The following is a 19,165-nucleotide window of genomic DNA, read 5'->3' as shown; positions in this document are numbered from 1 at the left end:
TCCGGCTACTCCGGCGGGCCGCCCGGTCGTGAGGCCGGTTCCGCCGGGGGCTCCGCGGTGGGCGCCGGAGGTGTCGGCGGACCGGCCGCGGGGGCGCTCGCGGTCTCGTGGGCCAGTCGGTTCGGCCACCAGATCTTCGGGCCCACGTCCAGGAACAGGGACGTCACGAGAACCGAGCGCACGATGAACGTGTCGAGCAGGACGCCGAGGGCGACCGTGAACCCGATCTCGGCGAAGGCGACCATCGGCAGCGTCCCCAGGGCGGCGAACGTGCCCGCCAGGACCAGGCCCGCCGACGTGATGACCGCGCCGGTGGCGGCGAGGCCCGTGACCACGCCGGGGCGCGTGCCCTGGCGGGCGGCCTCCTCGCGGATGCGGGTGGTCAGGAAGATGTTGTAGTCGATGCCCAGCGCCACCAGGAAGACGAAGACGAACAGCGGGAAGTCCGTCGTCTCGCCCGCGTAGTCGAAGACGTACCGGAACGCGAGCGCGCTGATCCCCAGCGCGGCGGCGAAGGACAGCACCACCGTGCCGATCAGGAGCAGGGGGGCGATCAGGGCGCGGAGCAGGGCGCACAGGATCAGCAGCACCACGAGCAGCACCAGCGGGATGATCAGGATGTTGTCGTGGGTCGTCGCCCTGTCCATGTCCAGCAGGGCCGCCGTACCGCCGCCCACCCGGGCGTTCGCGTCCGGGATCGCGTGCACGGCGTCGCGTACCCGCTCCACCGTCCGTTTCGCGGCCTCGCTGTCCGCGGGGGCGGTCATGGTCGCCTCGAAGAGGACCTTGCCCTCGAACTCCGGTTTCGTGCCGGGTGGCAGGCCCAGGGAGTCCGGTACGACCCCGCGGGTGTCCGCGACCGCCCGCCCGACCTCCTCGGCCTGTTCGCGGTTGCTGATGACGACGAGCGGATCGCCGCTGCCCGCCGGGAAGTACCGCGCGGACACCTCCTGGCCGACGATCGAGTCGGGCTTGTCGGTGAAGGAGTCGGCGTTGCTGATGCCTTCCGCGCGCAGCTGGATCAGGCCCAGCGACAGCAGCGCGAGGGTCGCCGCCGTGATGACCCAGACCAGTCGGGGGCGGTGCGAGAAGCGGTTGCCCATCCGCGCCCAGACACCGCGCTCGGTCGGGTCCTCGGAGCCGAAGTGCGGGATCACGGGCCAGAAGATCCAGCGGCCGCAGATCACCAGCAGGGCCGGGAAGAGCGTCAGCATCGCGAACAGTGCCACGGCGACGCCGATGGCGGCGACCGGGCCGAGGCCGCGCGTGGAGTTCATCTCGGCGGCGAGCAGCACCAGCATGCTCAGGACGACGGTGGCGCCGGACGCGACGACGGCCGGGCCCGCCCGGTGCAGGGCCAGCGCCATGGCCTCGTGGCGGTCCTCGTGGCGGCGCAGCTCCTCCCGATAGCGGGCCACCAGGAGCAGGGCATAGTCGGTCCCCGCGCCGAAGACGAGCACCGTGAGAATGCCCGCGCTCTGGCCGTTGACGGTCAGCCCCGCGTGCTCCGCGAGGAGATAGACCAGCGCCTGCGCGGTGAACAGGGCGGCGACCACTCCGAGCAGCGGGACCAGCAGCAGGGTCGGGCTGCGGTAGGTGAGCAGCAGCATCACGACGACGACGGCCATCGCCGAGAACAGCAGGGTGGAGTCGATGCCCTCGAAGGCCTCGGAGAAGTCGGCGGACGTGCCGCCCGGGCCCGTGATGTGCACGGCGAGGCCGTCCTCGCTCTCGCCGACGTCCGCGCGGATGGCGTCGACCGCGGGCGCGATGCGCTCCCAGCCCTTCTCGTCCATCGTGATCGGCACGGAGACCTGTGCCGCTCGCGGGGCGGGCCTGCGGTCGAACACGGGACCACGGGTCTCCGTGCCGCGGATGCCGTGCTCGCTCAGTTCCTTGAGCTCCCGTACGTCCCGGGCGATCCGTACCCGGTCCTGTGCGGTGAGGCCGTCGGCACGGGCGTACACGACGATCGCGGGGAGCTGCTCGGGCCTGAAGTCCTCGGAGGTCTGCAGGACCTGGGTGGACTCGGCGGAACCGGGCAGCCAGGAGGCCGCGTCGTTGTCCTGTGCGTCGGTGAGTTTCTGCGCGAAGGGCGCGATGAGCACGAGCAGTACCAGCCACAGTCCCACCACGAGCCACTTGGACCGCCGGCCGCAGACCAGCCAGCCGATGCCCCGCCGCTGCCGTCCCTGAGATCCCCGCGAGTCTTGAGAGTCCCGTGAGTCCTGTGAGTCCCCTGAGTCCTGTGAGGTCTGAGATCCCTGAGGTCCCCGTGTTCCCTGTGCGTCCGTCATGGCCATCCCCGTAGCCGCTTATGGAGCCGGTGGGCCGACAAGGATGGCATGGGCCGTCCGGCCGGTGCAGCCCCCCGGACCGAACGAGTCGGTACATACCGACCGGTCCGGGCCGGGACCGGGGAGGCAACCGGCTCCGGGCATGGCAGGCTTGTGGCATGGCCGCGCAGATCAACCCCAGCATCCTCTCCGCCGACTTCGCCCGCCTTGCCGAGGAGGCAAAGGCGGTGGAAGGGGCCGACTGGCTGCATGTCGACGTGATGGACAACCATTTCGTCCCCAACCTCACGCTCGGCGTGCCGGTCGTAGAGTCCCTGGCACGTGCGACGGACACCCCGCTGGACTGCCATCTGATGATCGCGGACGCCGATCGGTGGGCGCCCCAGTACGTAGAAGCGGGTGCCGGTTCCGTCACCTTCCACGTCGAGGCCGCCGCCGCACCCGTGCGGCTGGCCCGCGAGATCCGGGCCAAGGGCGCCCGCGCCTCCATGGCGCTGAAGCCCGCGACCCCCATCGAGCCGTACGAGGATCTGCTGCCCGAACTCGACATGCTGCTGATCATGACCGTCGAGCCGGGCTTCGGCGGCCAGGCGTTTCTCGACATCATGCTTCCGAAGATCCGCCGCACCCGCGAGTTGATCAGCAAGCACGGTCTCGAACTGTGGCTGCAGGTCGACGGCGGAGTCTCCGCCTCCACCATCGAGCGCTGCGCCGAGGCGGGAGCCGACGTCTTCGTGGCCGGCTCGGCCGTCTACGGCGCCGCCGACCCCGCCCAGGCGGTACGTGCATTGCGCACGCAGGCCGAGGAGGCGACGGCCCAGGCAGCATGGGCATGCGGCCACTGAGCCAAGGGAACGTGAACGCCGCCCCTCAGGGCTGATCAAGTACGCCGGATCTGCAAGGATGAACGGCGAATCCAGAGTGTGAACAGCAGTGAGGAGATCGCCGTGTCGGGTATGTCGGCGGGCCGGTCAGCCATGCGGATGGGACCCGCTGAGCTGGTGCAGGCGGCGGCCATGGCCCGCCGCTTCTACCTAGAGGGCAAGTCCAAGATCCAGATCGCCGAGGAGTTCGGCGTCAGCCGCTTCAAGGTGGCCCGGGTCCTGGAGACCGCCCTCGAACGGGATCTCGTGAGGATCGAGATCCGTGTCCCCGCGGAGCTGGACGCGGAGCGCTCCGACGCGCTGCGCGCCCGCTACGGACTGCGGCATGCCGTGGTCGTGGAATCCCCGGCCGAGGCCGAGGAGTCGCCCGACCCGGAGAACCTCGGCGAGGTGGCCGCCGACCTGCTCGGCGAGCTCGTCGCCGAGGGCGATGTGCTGGGTCTCGCCTGGGGCCGCTCCACCATCCACATGGCCGCGGCGCTCGACCGGCTGCCGCCGTGCACGGTGGTGCAGCTGACGGGTGTGTACGACGCCGGGACGGCCGAGCGCGGCTCGGTCGAGGCCGTCCGCCGGGCCGCCCAGGTCTCCGGCGGCGACGCCCACCCCATCTACGCGCCCATGCTCCTGCCGGACGTGGCCACCGCGGCCGCGCTGCGCAGCCAGACGGGGATCGCGCGGGCCTTCGAGTACTTCGACAAGGTCACCGTGGCCTGTGTGTCCATCGGATCCTGGGAGGCCGGGATCTCGACGGTGCACGACATGCTCACCGAGGAGGAGCGCGCGCACTATGCGTCCCTCGGGGTCGAGGCCGAGATGTCCGCGCACCTCTTCGACGTCGAGGGCCGCCGGGTCGGGCGGGACCTGGGGGAGCGGTGCATCACCGTCGAGGCCGACCGGCTGCGGCGGATCCCCGAGGTCGTCGCGATCGCCGGGGGACAGCGCAAGTCGGGCGCCATCGACGCGGTGCTGCGGTCCGGGCTCGTCACCAGCCTGGTGACGGACACGGCGGCCGCGGACGCGCTGATGACGACGGGGCCCGCGCCGCGTCCGGCCCTGGACCGGGCGGACCCCGACGGGCTCTGATCCACGACGTCCTGGCGTGATCCACCGGCCGTTCGACAGCGCGCCGTGACGGGACGGCCGTGGCAGCATCGACGACATGCTGCTCCGGTCCGTCCCCCGTCTGCTCTCCGGGCTGCTGGCGTGCCTCACGGCCCTCCTGCTCGCCGGCTGCTCGTCCACGGACACCGCCGGGAGCGCGGCCGGGGAGACGGACACCGCGAGAGCTTCCGCTCCCGCGTGGGCCGACGGCATGGACACGGTCCGGAAGGCGGAACTGCCCGCCGAAGCCCGCCGCACGCTCGCCCTCATCGACACGGGCGGCCCCTTCCCGTACGCCAAGGACGGCAGCGTCTTCGGGAACTTCGAGCGCGAGCTGCCGCGCCACGAGCGCGGCCACTACCGCGAGTACACGGTACGGACGCCGGGCGAGCGGGATCGCGGGGCCCGGCGCATTGTCACCGGGCGGGACGGCGAGGTCTACTACACCGATGATCACTACAACTCGTTCAGGGCGGTGCTGAGATGACGCACGACGAGCCGGGACGCGACCTGCCGGGCCGCCACGTGGTCACCCTGGACCTCGACGGGGTCGCGGACAAGGCGGACCTCATGGAGCGCTGCGTACGCGCCCTGGAGCTGCCGGAGTGGTTCGGCCGCAACTGGGACGCGCTCGCCGACAGCCTCGGCGACCCGTCCGTGTGGCCCGCGGCCGTCGGCGGACGGGGACTGCTGGTCGTCGTCACCGGCTGGCGGACGTACGCGCGCACGCGGCCCGACGAGTGGAAGACCGCCGAGGACGTCTTCGCCCAGGCGGCCGACCGCACCCCGGCGCTCACCGTGGCGCTCGCCCTCGGCACCTAGGACGATCCCACAAACAGCCCCCTGACCAGCCTGGATGATCGACCCAGGGCGTGTACGCGGGCCCGCATGGGACAATGAAGTACGTGCTCTCCCTCGGGCTGTCCTGTCCGGGGGCCGCCTCTGATCGACTGGGATGTGCAGCACGTGCGTTTCCTCAACGACATCCAGCCCGCGTACGACCTGACGTACGACGACGTCTTCATGGTGCCGAGCCGTTCCGCGGTCGGCTCGCGGCAGGGCGTCGACCTGGCTTCGCCGGACGGCACCGGCACCACGATTCCCCTGGTGGTCGCCAACATGACCGCGATCGCGGGCCGCCGGATGGCCGAGACCATGGCCCGCCGCGGCGGCCTCGTCGTCATCCCGCAGGACATCCCGATCGAGGTCGTCACCGAGGTCGTCACCTGGGTCAAGAGCCGGCACCTCGTGCTGGACACCCCGATCATCCTCGCCCCGCACCAGACCGTCGCCGACGCGCTGTCCCTGCTGCCCAAGCGCGCGCACAACGCCGGCGTCGTGGTGGACGGCGAGGGCCGGCCCGTCGGCGTGGTCACCGACGCGGACCTGAACGGCGTCGACCGCTTCACCCAGCTCTCCGAGGTCATGTCACGCGACCTGCTGCTCCTCGACGCGGACATCGAGCCGGGCGAGGCGTTCAACAAGCTCGACCACGCCAACCGCCGGTACGCCCCCGCCGTGGACAAGGACGGCCGGCTCGCCGGCATCCTCACCCGCAAGGGCGCCCTGCGCGCCACGCTCTACACGCCGGCCACCGACGCGGACGGCAAGCTGCGCATCGCCGCCGCCGTCGGCATCAACGGCGATGTCGCGGGCAAGGCCAAGCAGTTGCTCGCCGCGGGCGTCGACACGCTCGTCGTGGACACCGCGCACGGCCACCAGGAGTCGATGCTCTCCGCGGTGCGGGCCGTCCGCGGACTCGACCCCCAGGTGCCGATCGTCGCGGGCAACATCGTCGCCGCCGAGGGCGTACGCGATCTGATCGAGGCCGGCGCGGACATCATCAAGGTCGGGGTCGGACCGGGCGCCATGTGCACCACGCGCATGATGACCGGCGTGGGCCGCCCGCAGTTCTCGGCCGTCCTGGAGTGCGCGGCCGAGGCGAGGAAGCACGGCAAGCACGTGTGGGCCGACGGTGGTGTGCGGCACCCGCGCGATGTCGCCATGGCGTTGGCCGCGGGCGCGTCGAACGTGATGGTCGGCTCGTGGTTCGCCGGTACGTACGAGTCGCCGGGCGACCTCCAGCAGGACGCGAACGGGCGGCTGTACAAGGAGTCGTTCGGCATGGCGTCGGCTCGTGCGGTGCGCAACCGTACGTCGGAGGAGTCGGCGTACGACCGGGCGCGCAAGGCGCTGTTCGAGGAGGGCATCTCGACGTCGCGGATGTTCCTCGACCCGTCCCGGCCGGGGGTCGAGGACCTGGTCGACTCGATCATCGCGGGCGTGCGGTCCTCTTGTACGTACGCCGGTGCGAACTCTCTCGCGGAATTCGCCGAGCGGGCGGTTGTCGGGGTGCAGAGTGCTGCGGGGTATGCGGAGGGGCAGCCGCTGCATGCCAGCTGGAGCTGACGGCTCCGCCGGTCGGGGGGAGTGGGGTGGGCTGGGTGGTCAGCGGGGTTCGGATGGCTGTCGGGCTCGTGTTCTACTTCGGTCACGGCTACCGGCGGTCGCGGCTCGCGACCGGAGCGACTTGCGCGACTGGTGCGAACAGCGAAGAGAAGTGAACCGCCCGCAGTGCTGAACGATCTCGACGAACGTATCGTGCACGCCCTTGCCGAGGACGCTCGGCGCTCCTACGCCGACATCGGGCAGGAGGTCGGGCTGTCCGCGCCCGCCGTGAAGCGACGGGTGGACCGGCTGCGGGCCACCGGGGCCATCACCGGGTTCACCGTGCGGGTGGATCCCGCGGCGCTCGGGTGGGAGACCGAGGGGTTCGTCGAGATCTACTGCCGGCGGAACACCTCGCCGGAGACGATTCAGCGGGGGCTGGAGCGGTATCAGGAGGTGGTGGCCGCTTCCACCGTCACGGGGGAGGCGGATGCTGTGGTGCAGGTGTTCGCGTCCGACATGCGGCATTTCGAGCGGGTGCTTGAGCGGATCGCGGGGGAGGCGTTCGTTGAGCGGACGAAGTCCGTGTTGGTGCTTTCGCCGTTGTTGCGGAGGTTTTCTTCCGGGGCTCCGACGTGACGTTTCCACGGGGGGCGTTGTTCGGGTGCGGGTCCGGTGGGGGCTGGTCGCGCAGTTCCCCGCGCCCCTTACAAGCGAAAGATTGCGCCGTTCCCCGCGCCCCTTGGGGGGGCGGGCGTCCGGTTAGTCTGTCTGGTATGACCTGGCGACATTGATTCTGCAGTCGTGTCTCCCGGGGGCCGCCCCGGATGCCGTTCCTTCGGTGTCCGTGTCCGCGGTTTCCTCGGGAAGGCCCCATGACACTCTCTTCCGCGCGGCGGTTGGTCCGCGTGCTGTACGGCTATGCGTTTCTTGACGACTTCGTGCTGCTCTATCCCGTGTACGCCTTGCTGTTCGCCGACAGCGGGCTCACGGTGTGGCAGATCTCCTCGCTCTTCGCTCTCTGGTCCGTCACGGGTCTGGTGCTGGAGATACCGTCCGGCGTCTGGGCCGACGCCGTCTCACGGCGGCTGCTCCTGTGGATCGGGCCGCTGCTCACCGCCGCCGGATTCACGCTCTGGGTGCTCGTGCCCTCGTACTGGGCGTTCGCCCTCGGGTTCGTGCTCTGGGGGGTGAAAGGGGCGCTGGGTTCCGGCGCGCTGGAGGCGCTGGTGTACGAGGAGCTCGAACGGCTCGGTGCCGCGGACAGGTACGGACGTGTCATGGGGCGGGCCCGTGCGGCGGGGCTCGTGGGCGTGATGGCGGCCATGGGTCTGGCCGGGCCGGTCTTCGCGTACGGCGGTTATCCGCTCGTCGGGGCCGCCAGTGTGCTGGCCTGTCTGCTGACGGCCGCCGTCGCGACACGGTTCCCCGAGCACCGCGCGGCGGACGCCGGGGCCGAGTCCGGCGAGGGATGGGCCGGTCCGCTGCGGGCCGGGCTCGCCGAGGCCCGTACGGACCGGTCCGTACGCGCCGCCCTGCTGCTCGTGCCGGCCGTCACGGCGGTGTGGAGCTCGCTCGACGAGTACACGCCCCTGCTCGTCCGGGACACGGGGGTCGCCGAGAACGACGTATCGCACTGGCTGCTGCTGATCTGGGCGGGAGCGACGGCCGGCGGGCTGCTGGCCGGACCGGCGGAGCGGCTGGGCAGGGGCGGATTCGCCGGGATCCTGGCGGGCTCCGCGCTGGCGCTCGCCGTGGGCGCGGGGGTCCGGACCCCGGCCGGGATCGGCCTGGTGGCGCTCGCCTTCTGCGGATTCCAGCTGGCGAGCGTCCTGGCGGATGCCCGGCTCCAGGAGCGCATCGAGGGAACCGGCCGGGCCACCCTGACCTCCGTCGCCGGGGTCGGCACCGACCTGGCCACCGTCGCGGTGTTCGGCGCCTACGCGGTGGTCGGGTCGGCGACCTCGCACGCCGCCGCCTTCGCGCTGTCGGCGGTGCCCTGCCTCCTCACGGCGCTGATCGTCGCCGCCGGGAGGAGCGGGGCTAGAACTCCGGAAGCCACGGTACGACCGTGAAGTCGCCCGTGCCCTTCTTCACCTTCTCGAAGGGTGCCGAGCTGACGCACCTGGGCAGCCCTCCGGCTGGGCCGCCCGTGGCGGCCCAGCTGTAGCCGAGCCGGTCGTGCCGTCCGATGTCGTGGACGGTGACGCCGACCCGCTTGCCCTTCGCGCCCGGCAGGTCGGAGTCGGTGACCACACCGGAGACGACCGCCACCTTGCCGCCGGTGATCAGGCAGTCCACCCTGGCCTTCGCCCAGGCGCCCTCGCCGTCCGCGTAGTGGCTCCACTCGAAGGTGCCCGTCGCCTTCAACGGATCGTCGTTGTTCCTCGCCGCCAGATGCGCGTCGAAGGAGAACGTGATGTCGTCACCGGCGGACCGGTACAGCTTCGCGCTGCCGGTGAGGGCGGCGGCCTCGCGTGCGGTCGGGTGGGCGGCGGTCTCGGAGACCGGCCTGTCCTTCGTGCCGGACGCGGGGGCGAACGCGGTGGCGGAACCGGCGAGTCCGGCGGTGAGGAGCAGGGCCGCGCCCAGCACGGCGATCCTCCTGCCGCGCTTCCCGAGGGTCCCCGTGCGGCGGTTCGCGGGACTGTTCGTACGGGGGCTCGTCGTGCTCCATCGGTGGTGGTTCATGATGCTCCCTCCGGCAGGTGTGCGGACGGCTCCCACTGTCCCGGCGCCGGATACGCGTCACATCCCGCCGTGGACGTCACTCCACGTCAACCACCCGGCTGATGAGCGTCCGCGACCTCAACCCACAGGATGAGCACTTTCAGGCCCGGAGCACGCAACGAATCGTCGTCGTGGCGCCGATGGACGCAACGAATCGCGCACCAGCACGCAACGGCTCCTCCTTGTCCGCCCGAACCCCCCGCCCGTACCGTCTATCTGGCTGCCGTCGCGGCCCCCGACACCCCTCCCGTCCGATGAGGAACACGCATGCGCACCGCCCTGCTCCAGAGCTCCGGCCGCCCCGGATCCGTCGTCGGGAACCTCAAGGTCCTCGACGAGGCCGCGGGCCGTGCCGCCGCCGCGGGCGCCGGGCTGCTGATCGCCCCGGAGCTGTTCCTCACCGGCTACGCGATCGGCGCCGACGTCCACCGGCTCGCCGAGCCCGCCGACGGGGACTCAGCGGACGAGATCGCCGAGATCGCGGGCCGGCACGGCCTCGCCGTCGTCTACGGCTACCCGGAACGCGCGTCGGACCTGGTCTTCAACTCCGCGCAGCTCATCTCCGCCGACGGCACGCGCCTCGCGAACTACCGCAAGACCCATCTCTTCGGCTGCTTCGAGCAGGAGTGGTTCACCCCCGGCGACGGGCCGGTCGTGCAGGCCGAGCTGGACGGCCTCCGGATCGGGCTCATGATCTGCTACGACGTGGAGTTCCCGGAGAACGTCCGCGCGCACGCCCTCGCCGGCACCGATCTGCTCGTGGTGCCCACGGCCCAGATGCATCCGTTCCAGTTCGTCGCCGAGTCCGTCGTACCCGTGCGGGCCTTCGAGAACCAGCTGTACGTCGCGTACGTCAACCGGGTCGGCACGGAAGGGGAGTTCGAGTTCGTCGGGCTCTCCACGCTGGCAGGGCCCGACGGTGGCGCCCGGGCCCGCGCGGGCCGCACCGAGGAACTCGTCCTCGGTGACGTGGACCCCGCGTTCCTCGCCGCCTCGCGCGAGGCCAACCCGTACCTGAGGGACCGCCGCCCCGGCCTCTACGGATCCCTGGCCTGACACCCCCGCCCCACGAGAAGCACAAGCCCCACCAGCCCCACCCCAAGCTTTCGCGCAAGGAGTCCGTACCCCATGACGTCCACGGTGCCCCCCGCCGTCCCGCACACCGACGCGCAGCCGCCGATCACCATGTTCGGCCCGGACTTCCCGTACGCGTACGACGACTTCCTCGCGCACCCCGCGGGACTCGGGCAGATACCCGCGACCGAGCTGGGCACCGAGGTGGCGGTCATCGGCGGCGGCCTCTCCGGGATCGTGGCGGCGTACGAGCTCATGAAGATGGGGCTCAAGCCCGTCGTGTACGAGGCGGACAAGATCGGCGGGCGGCTGCGGACGGTCGGGTTCGAGGGCTGCGACCCCTCCCTGACCGCCGAGATGGGCGCGATGCGCTTCCCGCCGTCCTCCACGGCGCTCCAGCACTACATCGACCTCGTGGGGCTGCGGACCGAGCCGTTCCCCAACCCGCTCTCCGAGACCACGCCCTCGACCGTCGTCGACCTCAAGGGTGAGTCGCACTACGCCCGGACGCTCGCCGACCTGCCGCAGGTCTACCGGGACGTGGCGACCGCCTGGAACGCCTGTCTGGAGGAGGGCGCCGACTTCTCCGACATGAACCAGGCCATGCGTGAGCGGGACGTCCCCCGCATCCGGGAGATCTGGGCGAAGCTCGTCGAGAAGCTCGACAACCAGACCTTCTACGGATTCCTCTGCGACTCCACGGCGTTCAAGTCCTTCCGGCACCGCGAGATCTTCGGGCAGGTCGGCTTCGGCACCGGCGGCTGGGACACCGACTTCCCGAACTCCATCCTGGAGATCCTGCGCGTCGTCTACACCGAGGCCGACGACCACCACCGCGGGATCGTCGGCGGCAGCCAGCAGTTGCCGCTGCGCCTGTGGGAGCGCGAGCCCGAGAAGATCGTGCACTGGGCGTGCGGGACCTCGCTGGCCTCGCTGCACGACGGGGAACCGCGGCCGGCCGTGACGCGGCTGAACCGCACCGCGGGCAACCGGATCACCGTGACCGACGCCACCGGTGACATCCGTACGTACCAGGCGGCGATCTTCACCGCGCAGTCCTGGATGCTGCTGTCCAAGGTCGCCTGCGACGACGCGCTGTTCCCGATCGACCACTGGACGGCGATCGAGCGCACGCACTACATGGAGAGCTCCAAACTGTTCGTGCCGGTGGACCGGCCGTTCTGGCTCGACAAGGACGAGGTCACCGGGCGGGACGTCATGTCGATGACGCTCACGGACCGTATGACGCGGGGCACGTACCTCCTGGACAACGGTCCGGACCGGCCCGCCGTCATCTGCCTCTCCTACACGTGGTGCGACGACAGTCTGAAGTGGTTGCCGCTGTCCGCGAACGAGCGGATGGAGGTGATGCTGAAGTCGCTCGGCGAGATCTATCCGAAGGTCGACATCAGGAAGCACGTCATCGGTAATCCGGTGACCGTGTCCTGGGAGAACGAGCCGTACTTCATGGGGGCGTTCAAGGCGAACCTGCCCGGGCACTACCGCTATCAGCGGCGCCTGTTCACGCATTTCATGCAGGATCGGCTGCCCGCGGACAAGCGGGGGATCTTTCTCGCCGGGGACGACATCTCGTGGACGGCGGGGTGGGCGGAGGGGGCCGTCCAGACTGCGCTCAACGCGGTGTGGGGGGTCATGCACCACTTCGGTGGCGGGACCGACCCTGTGAACCCCGGTCCGGGTGACGTCTACGACGAGATAGCCCCGCTGGAACTCCCGGAGGACTGAGGGATCCCCCTCCAGGGGCGCACGGTCCGTTTCCGCCCGCGGCCCGGTGGGGGTGGGCCGCGCAGTTCCCCGCGCCCCTGAGGGGGCTCGGCCCCAGCTATGTCCGCGGGCCGGTGGGGGTGGGCCGCGCAGTTCCCCGCGCCCCTGACGGGGTTCGGCCCCAGCTATGTCCGCGGGCCGGTGGGGGTGGGCCGCGCAGTTCCCCGCGCCCCTGACGGGGCGCCGACGTGAACGCACCCGGCGACGCCCGCCCCCTCAGGGGCGCGAGGAACGGCGCGACAAGCCCCCACTGACCCGCAGGCGGGGTCGGGCCCCTTTAGGGGCGCGGGGAACTGCGCGGCCAGCCCTCACCGGCCCGCAGGCAGGTTGCCGTCCCAGGGGCGTGGGGAACGGCGCGGCAGCCCCCACCGGCCCGCAGGCAACCTAGCCGCCGGGCAGCGCAGCGTACGGCGGAGCGGCGAGCGGAGTGAGTAGGCAGCGGCCGACCAGGCCCACCCCCGCGTCGAGGCGGTCCGTGAGCTCCTCCGCCACGTCGGGGAGTGCCCGCAGGGCCCAGACGGCCCGCGCGGCGGACCACGCCGCGTCCCGCGCCCGGTCAAGGCTCCACGCCCCCAGCAGGTGCGTCAGCGGGTCGGCGATCTGGAGGAGGTCGGGACCCGGCATAAGGTCCTCGCGGATCTGTTCTTCCAGGGTGACGAGGACGTCGCCGACACGGTCGAACTCGTCCTCCAGGTCAGCCGGTTCGCAGCCGAGCGTACGACACGTGTCCACCACCGCGAGCGCGAGATCGTGCCCGATGTGCGCATTGATACCGGCGAGGGCGAACTGCAGCGGACGTACTCCCGGATGCCCCCGCAACTGGAACAGCGGTCGCCAGCAGGCGGGCGGCCGGCGGTCCCGGGCGACCGCGTCGACCGCCCCGAGGTACCGCTCGGCGAACCGCACGTCCAGCGTGATCGCGGCCCGCGCGTCGCCGAAGTGCCCCGCGTCCACGCGTCTGGAGACCTCTTCGGTGACGGCGAGGTACACCCGGTTGAAGACCGCGACACCGTCCCGCTCCGGCCAGAGCGCGTCGAGCGCGCGCATACGGCGTACCACCGCGTCGAGGCCGTGGACGAGGACCGTGTCTTGCGCGAAGCGCTCCAACCGCACCATGGGGGCAGGGTCCCAGGCCTAGGCTGTGCCGAGGGCCGCCGGGCCGGTCGCTTCCCCAGAACGGGGGATTACGCGGGGCCCGGAGGAGGGGGAGCACCACGTGTCAGTCCGACGTGCCGAGCGCCTGGCCGCCCGCCGGGCGGAGCGCCGACGTGCCGCCCGGCGCGGTGCCATGGTGGCGCTGGCCTCCGCCGTCGTCGCGGCCGGCACCGTGACGGGGATGATGTCCGCGCTGGACGATGGCAGGGGCGGCGACGAGGCACGGCCCGAAGTGTCCGGCACACCGTTCCTGCAGCCCCTGCCCTACAGGCCCACCCCTTCGTCCTCGGCGGCCTCCGGCTCCCCGTCGCCCTCGGCGTCCGCGTCCGCTTCGAAGGCGAGGCCCACTCCGAAGCCGTCGAAGTCCGCGGCCACGAGGCCGAGGACGGAGCCCGCGTCCGTGCGCCTGTACCGCCACGGCGACTCGCAGGTACTGGACTGGGTCCGGGCCAACCCCGACGACCCGCGCCGCCCGGTCATCGAGTCCCGGATAGCCGACCGTCCCGCCGCGGTCTGGTTCGCGGACTACACGCCGTCGAACATCACCGCCCGCGTCAGGGCGGTCACTTCGGCCGGGGCGGCGAAGGGCGGGGTGCCCGTCGTCGTCCCGTACGCGATACCGGACCGTGACTGCGGCGGGGCCTCGCAGGGCGGCGCGCCCGACCTAGGCGCGTACGACGGGTGGATCGAGAAGTTCGCGGCGGGCCTCGGCACACGGGAGGTCGTGGTGATTTTGGAGCCCGACGCGATCGCCCAGTCGGACTGTCTCTCCGAGGGTCAACGGACGGCCCGTTTCGGCGCGTTGGCCCGGGCCGGCCGGGTGCTGAAGGCGGCGAATCCGAAGGCGCGGGTCTACTTCGACGCGGGGCACTCGGACTGGAACACGCCGCAGAAGCAGGCCGGGCTGCTGCGCCGGGCCGGTGCCGCGTCCGCCGCCTCCTCGGACGGGATCTTCAGCAACGTCTCCAACTTCAACCGCACGGGCGACGAGGTCGCGTACGTCCGCCGGACCCTCGAAGCACTCGGCGGGCCCGCGAGTCTGGGTGCCGTCATCGACACCAGCCGCAACGGCAACGGCGCCCCGGCCGACGGCGAGTGGTGCGATCCCGCGGGCCGCAAGCTGGGACAGGCGCCGACCCTGAGCACCGGGGAGGCCAGGATCGACGCCTATCTGTGGGTGAAGCTGCCGGGCGAGTCCGACGGCTGCCGGGGTACGCCGGGCACGTTCACGCCGGACTACGCCTACGACTTGGCGCGCTGACCGGGTGTCGGGCCGGAGCCGCCCTCCGAGTTGCCCTCGGAGCTGTACGACGACGTGCCCTCGTCCAGCAGCGGTTCCTGCGACTTGAGGTGCGCGGGAGCCATGGCCCGCAGCGCGTGATAGCCGGTGATCACGACGAGCGTGCCGAGCGCGATCCCGCTCAGTGAGAAGGTGTCGGTGAACTTCATGGTGACGTTGCCGACGCCGATGATGATGCCCGCCGCGGCCGGTACCAGGTTCAGCGGATTGCGCAGGTCCACCCCGGCGTTGAGCCAGATCTGCGCGCCGAGCAGGCCGATCATGCCGTACAGGATGACGGTGATCCCGCCGAGCACCCCGCCCGGGATGGCCGCCACGACCGCGCCGAACTTCGGGCAGAGCCCGAAGAGCAGCGCGAAGCCGGCGGCGGCCCAGTAGGCGGCCGTGGAGTAGACGCGGGTCGCCGCCATGACACCGATGTTCTCGGAGTACGTGGTGTTGGGCGGCCCGCCCACGGCGGTGGAGAGCATCGAGCCGACGCCGTCCGCGGAGATCGCCGTGCCCAGCTTGTCGTCCAGCGAGTCGCCGGTCATCTCGCCGACGGCCTTCACATGGCCCGCGTTCTCGGCGACGAGCGCGATCACGACGGGCAGGGCCACGAGGATCGCCGACCACTCGAAGGACGGGCCGTGGAACGCCGGAAGACCGATCCAGTCCGCCGAACCGACCCCGGAGAGGTCGAGCCGCCAGTGGTCGGTGACCTTTCCGCTCGCGTCGGCCGAGTGGATCCGGCCGAAGACCAGGTCGAACACCCACGAGATGCCGTATCCGAAGACCAGGCCGAGGAAGATCGCGATCCGTGACCAGAAACCGCGCAGGCACACCACCGCCAGGCCGGTGAACAGCATCACGAGCAGCGCCGTCCACTGGTCCTGCGGCCAGTATGTGGCGGCGGTGACCGGGGCCAGGTTGAAGCCGATCAGCATGACGACCGCGCCCGTGACGATCGGCGGCATCGCGGCATGGATGATCCGCGCCCCGAACCGCCGCACCGCGAGTCCGACCAGGAACAGCGCGACGCCCACGACGAACACGGCACCGGTCACGGTCGCGCTGGAGCCGCCCTGTGCCCGGATCACCGCGGCGACGCCCACGAAGGAGAGCGAGCAGCCCAGGTAGCTGGGCACCCGGCCGCGGGTCGCGAGCAGGAAGATCACCGTCGCGACGCCCGACATCATGATCGCGAGGTTCGGGTCCAGACCCATCAGGACCGGCGCGACGAAGGACGCCCCGAACATCGCCACCACGTGCTGGGCGCCGAGGCCCGCCGTCCGTGGCCACGAGAGCCGTTCGTCGGGGCGGACGACCGCTCCGGGTGCGGGCGTTCGCCCGTCACCGTGCAGTTTCCAGCGCACGCCGAGGTCCATGGTGGTATCCGCTTTCTCTGCACCTCGGACGCCTGTCCGAGATTCCTTACGTGAAGATCAGCGCCATGGTAGGGGTGAGTCGGGGGAGCGGCCGGTTCAGGGCCGCGAATCCGGAACCTTCGCGTCCGACACCTCGCCGCGCGCGCCGGGGAGCTGGGCGTTCGACGTACGGCCGCTGGTCCGCAGGACACCGGCGAACGCGGCGAGGCCGAAGGCCAGCACGGTCACCAGCACGAAGGACGTCACCAGGCTCGTCGCGTCCGCAACGGTTCCGATGGCGGACGGCGCGATCAGCCCCGAGGTGTACGTGATGGTGGCGACGCCCGCGATGGCCTGGGCCGGGTTGGGGCCGCTGCGGCCCGCCGCGGCGAAGCAGAGCGGTACGACCACGGCTATGCCGAGGCCCAGCAGGGCGAAGCCGGTCATGGCCAGGACCGCGTTCTGCGCCAGCACGACGAGCAGGGCGCCGGCGGTGGCGAGGAGCCCGCTGACCCGTACGGTGCGCACCGGCCCGAACCGGTCCACCACCGCGTCGCCGGCGAGCCGCGCGACCGCCATGGTGAGGGTGAAGGCGGTCGTGCACGCGGCCGCGAGTCCCGCCGAGGTGCCGATGACGTCCCGCAGATAGACCGCCGACCAGTCCAGGCTCGCCCCCTCCGCGAACACCGCGCAGAAGCCGATCGCCCCGATGAGCAGCGCCGACCTGGGCGGCAGCGCGAAACGCGGCGGCGCCTCCTCGTCCTCGGTGGCGCGCAGGTCCAGTACGCCCTGACAGGCGACCGTGCCGAGGACGGTGAGCGTCAGCGCGGCGAGCGCGTGGTGCAGCCGGGCGTCCGTGCCCAGGTGCGCGGCGAGCGTTCCGCCCGCCGAGCCGATCAGGGCGCCCGCGCTCCACATGCCGTGCAGCCCGGACATGATCGACTTGTCCAGGCGGTTCTCGACCTCGACGCCCAGGGCGTTCATCGCCACGTCGGCCATGCCTGCCGTGGCGCCGTACACGAAGAGGGCCAGGCACAGGGTGAGCAGGTTCGGGGCGAGGGCCGGGAGGACGAGGGAGAGCGTCCACAGCGCCATGAGTCCGCGCAGGGCCGTGCGGGCGCCGAAGCGGTGGCTGACGCTGCCCGCCAGGGGCATCGCCAGGGAGGCGCCGATGGCGGGGAAGGCGAGCGCCAGGCCGAGCTGGCCCGCGCTCACCGAGGCGTGGTCCTGGATCCACGGGACGCGGGTCGCGAACGAGCCGGTGACGGCGCCGTGCACGGCGAACACCGCCGCCACGGCGTACCGGGAGCGCTTCACCTCGCGCCGGTCGTAGACCACTTCACTCATTCTCCCGGCCCCTGTCCGTCGACCCCAGCAGTCGTCCGTCGTTTCTTGCTCGTCTCTCCGCTCTGCCGCCGTAAACTATCAGGCACCCTGCCTGATAGATAGATTGTCATTGCGCCCGCCGCAGCCGTCCGCGGCCGTCCGCAGCGATCTGGAAGGATCCCGGCATGCCCGCATCACCGAGTACCGCCCGGGCCATCAACGACCGGCTCGCCCTGCGGCTGCTGCAGCAGGAAGGTCCTCTGACGGCAGGGCAGTTGAAGAAACTCACCGGACTGTCCCGGCCCTCGGTCGCCGACCTCGTGGAACGCCTCGCCGAAGCCGGGCTGATCGGCGTGGTCGGCGAGTCCGGCGAGCAGCGGCGCGGCCCGAACGCCCGGCTGTACGGGATCGTCGCCGACCGGGCCCACCTGGCGGCCCTCGACGTACGTACCGAGGGGGTGGCCGTGGTCGTCGCGGATCTGCTGGGCTCGGTCCTGGCCGAGGCGTCGGTGCCGATCGCGTACGAGACGGACACCGGGCCCGCGGTCGAGCAGGCGGTCGCGCTGGTCGAGCGCACGGCGAAGGAGGCGGGGGTCGAGCGGCTGCACACCGTCGGGGTGGGGGCTCCCGGGCTGATCGACCCCGCTACCGGTGAGCTGCGCGACTCCACGGGGTTGCCCGAATGGCATCGGCGTCTTGCCGCGGCGCTCCAGGAGCGGTTCGAGGCTCGGGTCGTCGTCGAGAACGAGACGAACCTCGCGGCGCTGGCCGAGCAGCGTGACGGGGCCGCGCGGGACCGCGACACGTTCGTGCTGCTCTGGCTCGGGCACGGGATCGGGGCGGCGGTGGTTCTGGACGGGGTGCTGCGGCGCGGTGCGTCCGGGGGGACCGGGGAGATCGGCTTCCTGCCGGTGCCGGGGACGGGCGGGATGCCGTCCGCGACGGGGTGCGAGGGTGGGTTCCATTCGCTCGCGGGGGCTGCGGCTGTCGCCGAACTGGCGCGGGGGTTCGGGGTGGTGGCACCCGCTGTCGAGCATGAGCCGCATGCGGCGGCGTTGGTGCGGGAGGCTGTGTCTTGGGTGAATTCCGGCTCCGCGCCGGCTTCGAACTCCGGCTCCGCGCCGGTCCCGGAAACCGGAGGGGTAGTGGATTCGGCTGCGGGGGGTGGGGGTGGGCCGCGCAGTTCCCCGCGCCCCTTGGGCGCTGTCACGCCCGGCTCGGATTCGATGGGTGGGCAGTCGGCGGATCTGTCTGCGGGCAGTGGGGGTGGGTCGCGCAGTTCCCCGCGCCCCCTGGGGCTGCGCCCCGCGGTGGGCGCCGCCTCTGAGTTTCTTGATGCGCTCGCCGATCGCGTCGCTCTGGGGGCCGCTTCCGTCATCGCCGTGCTCGATCCGGGGTGTGTCGTGTTGTCCGGGGAGGTCGGGCGGGCCGGTGGGGAAGTGCTGGCGGCTCGGGTGCGGGAGCGGCTTGCGCGGATGACTCCGTTGCCCACCGAGGTGCGGGCCGGGACCCTGGGCGGCGGGGCCGTGCTGCGCGGTGCCCTGCTGATGGCCCGGGACGGCGCCCAGGACGAGCTGTTCGCGCCTCCGGAGAGGTGAACCCGGGCCCGTACCGAGAACGGAGACCCGGCGGCGGGGCAAGGGCCTCCGTCACCGCCGCCGGGTCGATCTGGGGCGGGTCGGCGAACGCGACCCGGAGAGGCGCCGGTGCACGCTGACCCTAGAGAGGACTAGACCAAAGCGTCAATAGGTATGGACCACCAGCGAGACGCCTTGATCA

The 19,165-nt window shown here is 71.7% G+C and carries 16 protein-coding genes; 11 read left to right on the top strand and 5 right to left on the bottom strand.

Annotation, left to right across the window (positions count from 1 at the left end):
- Window positions 1-5 precede the first annotated feature (5 nt).
- Window positions 6-2,132, bottom strand: coding sequence for an MMPL family transporter (locus C6Y14_RS28150; RefSeq protein WP_225891327.1), 2,127 nt, complete (start codon window positions 2,130-2,132; stop codon window positions 6-8).
- Between the two features lie 323 nt (window positions 2,133-2,455).
- On the opposite strand from C6Y14_RS28150, the gene rpe reads away from it, so the two are divergent.
- The 7 genes from rpe to C6Y14_RS28115 all read left to right on the top strand — a co-directional run bounded on the left by rpe (window position 2,456) and on the right by C6Y14_RS28115 (window position 8,745).
- Window positions 2,456-3,142, top strand: coding sequence for a ribulose-phosphate 3-epimerase (gene rpe, locus C6Y14_RS28145; RefSeq protein WP_107019655.1), 687 nt, complete (start codon window positions 2,456-2,458; stop codon window positions 3,140-3,142).
- 78 nt (window positions 3,143-3,220) lie between these two features.
- Complete coding sequence (locus C6Y14_RS28140) at window positions 3,221-4,264, top strand: sugar-binding transcriptional regulator (protein WP_107019654.1); 1,044 nt, start codon at window positions 3,221-3,223, stop codon at window positions 4,262-4,264.
- Between the two features lie 76 nt (window positions 4,265-4,340).
- The gene (locus tag C6Y14_RS28135; RefSeq protein ID WP_107019653.1) at window positions 4,341-4,769 is read left to right on the top strand and encodes a ribonuclease domain-containing protein; all 429 of its coding nucleotides are present in this window, start codon (window positions 4,341-4,343) and stop codon (window positions 4,767-4,769) included.
- Window positions 4,766-5,104 carry a barstar family protein gene (locus tag C6Y14_RS28130; RefSeq protein ID WP_107019652.1) on the top strand — a complete coding sequence of 113 codons (339 nt, stop codon included), beginning with the start codon at window positions 4,766-4,768 and terminating at the stop codon, window positions 5,102-5,104. Before C6Y14_RS28135 ends, C6Y14_RS28130 begins: the two co-directional genes overlap by 4 nt.
- 144 nt (window positions 5,105-5,248) lie before the next feature.
- On the top strand, window positions 5,249-6,691 hold the full coding sequence (locus tag C6Y14_RS28125; protein WP_199854895.1) for a GuaB1 family IMP dehydrogenase-related protein: 1,443 nt from the start codon (window positions 5,249-5,251) through the stop codon (window positions 6,689-6,691).
- Between the two features lie 165 nt (window positions 6,692-6,856).
- Window positions 6,857-7,309, top strand: coding sequence for an Lrp/AsnC family transcriptional regulator (locus C6Y14_RS28120; protein ID WP_107019650.1), 453 nt, complete (start codon window positions 6,857-6,859; stop codon window positions 7,307-7,309).
- A 236-nt stretch (window positions 7,310-7,545) separates the two neighbouring features.
- Window positions 7,546-8,745: an MFS transporter gene (locus tag C6Y14_RS28115; RefSeq protein WP_107019649.1), complete on the top strand. Its 1,200-nt coding sequence runs from the start codon at window positions 7,546-7,548 to the stop codon at window positions 8,743-8,745.
- On the opposite strand, the gene C6Y14_RS28110 is transcribed toward C6Y14_RS28115, so the two are convergent.
- Complete coding sequence (locus C6Y14_RS28110; protein ID WP_225891326.1) at window positions 8,714-9,361, bottom strand: Repetin; 648 nt, start codon at window positions 9,359-9,361, stop codon at window positions 8,714-8,716. The two genes, C6Y14_RS28115 and C6Y14_RS28110, sit on opposite strands and share 32 nt — an antisense overlap.
- A gap of 306 nt (window positions 9,362-9,667) precedes the next feature.
- Between C6Y14_RS28110 and C6Y14_RS28105 the strand changes: the two genes are divergently transcribed.
- Together C6Y14_RS28105 and C6Y14_RS28100 are read left to right on the top strand one after the other, a co-directional pair.
- Entirely contained in the window at window positions 9,668-10,456 is a 789-nt protein-coding gene (locus C6Y14_RS28105; protein ID WP_107019648.1) for a carbon-nitrogen hydrolase family protein, read from the top strand.
- Window positions 10,457-10,528: 72 nt separating this feature from the next.
- Window positions 10,529-12,220, top strand: a complete 1,692-nt coding sequence (locus C6Y14_RS28100) for a flavin monoamine oxidase family protein (protein ID WP_107019647.1) — start codon at window positions 10,529-10,531, stop codon at window positions 12,218-12,220.
- A 423-nt stretch (window positions 12,221-12,643) separates the two neighbouring features.
- On the opposite strand, the gene C6Y14_RS28095 is transcribed toward C6Y14_RS28100, so the two are convergent.
- On the bottom strand, window positions 12,644-13,375 hold the full coding sequence (locus C6Y14_RS28095; protein ID WP_107019646.1) for a DUF5995 family protein: 732 nt from the start codon (window positions 13,373-13,375) through the stop codon (window positions 12,644-12,646).
- Window positions 13,376-13,547: 172 nt separating this feature from the next.
- Here C6Y14_RS28095 and C6Y14_RS28090 point away from each other — a divergent pair, with 172 nt between their 5' ends.
- The gene (locus tag C6Y14_RS28090) at window positions 13,548-14,675 is read left to right on the top strand and encodes a glycoside hydrolase family 6 protein (protein ID WP_107019645.1); all 1,128 of its coding nucleotides are present in this window, start codon (window positions 13,548-13,550) and stop codon (window positions 14,673-14,675) included.
- Here C6Y14_RS28090 and C6Y14_RS28085 read toward each other — a convergent pair.
- Together C6Y14_RS28085 and C6Y14_RS28080 are read right to left on the bottom strand one after the other, a co-directional pair.
- Window positions 14,657-16,081 carry a uracil-xanthine permease family protein gene (locus C6Y14_RS28085; RefSeq protein ID WP_107019644.1) on the bottom strand — a complete coding sequence of 475 codons (1,425 nt, stop codon included), beginning with the start codon at window positions 16,079-16,081 and terminating at the stop codon, window positions 14,657-14,659. The genes C6Y14_RS28090 and C6Y14_RS28085 overlap by 19 nt on opposite strands.
- Before the next feature lie 96 nt (window positions 16,082-16,177).
- Window positions 16,178-17,407 carry an MFS transporter gene (locus tag C6Y14_RS28080; RefSeq protein ID WP_107019643.1) on the bottom strand — a complete coding sequence of 410 codons (1,230 nt, stop codon included), beginning with the start codon at window positions 17,405-17,407 and terminating at the stop codon, window positions 16,178-16,180.
- A 164-nt stretch (window positions 17,408-17,571) separates the two neighbouring features.
- Between C6Y14_RS28080 and C6Y14_RS28075 the strand changes: the two genes are divergently transcribed.
- Window positions 17,572-18,984 carry an ROK family transcriptional regulator gene (locus C6Y14_RS28075; RefSeq protein WP_107019642.1) on the top strand — a complete coding sequence of 471 codons (1,413 nt, stop codon included), beginning with the start codon at window positions 17,572-17,574 and terminating at the stop codon, window positions 18,982-18,984.
- The last annotated feature ends 181 nt before the right edge of the window (window positions 18,985-19,165 follow it).

The sequence above is a fragment of the Streptomyces dioscori genome, assembly GCF_003024195.1.
In the GTDB taxonomy this organism is placed as follows: Bacteria; Actinomycetota; Actinomycetes; order Streptomycetales; family Streptomycetaceae; genus Streptomyces; species Streptomyces dioscori.
This window is presented reverse-complemented; position numbering and strand designations above follow the sequence as displayed.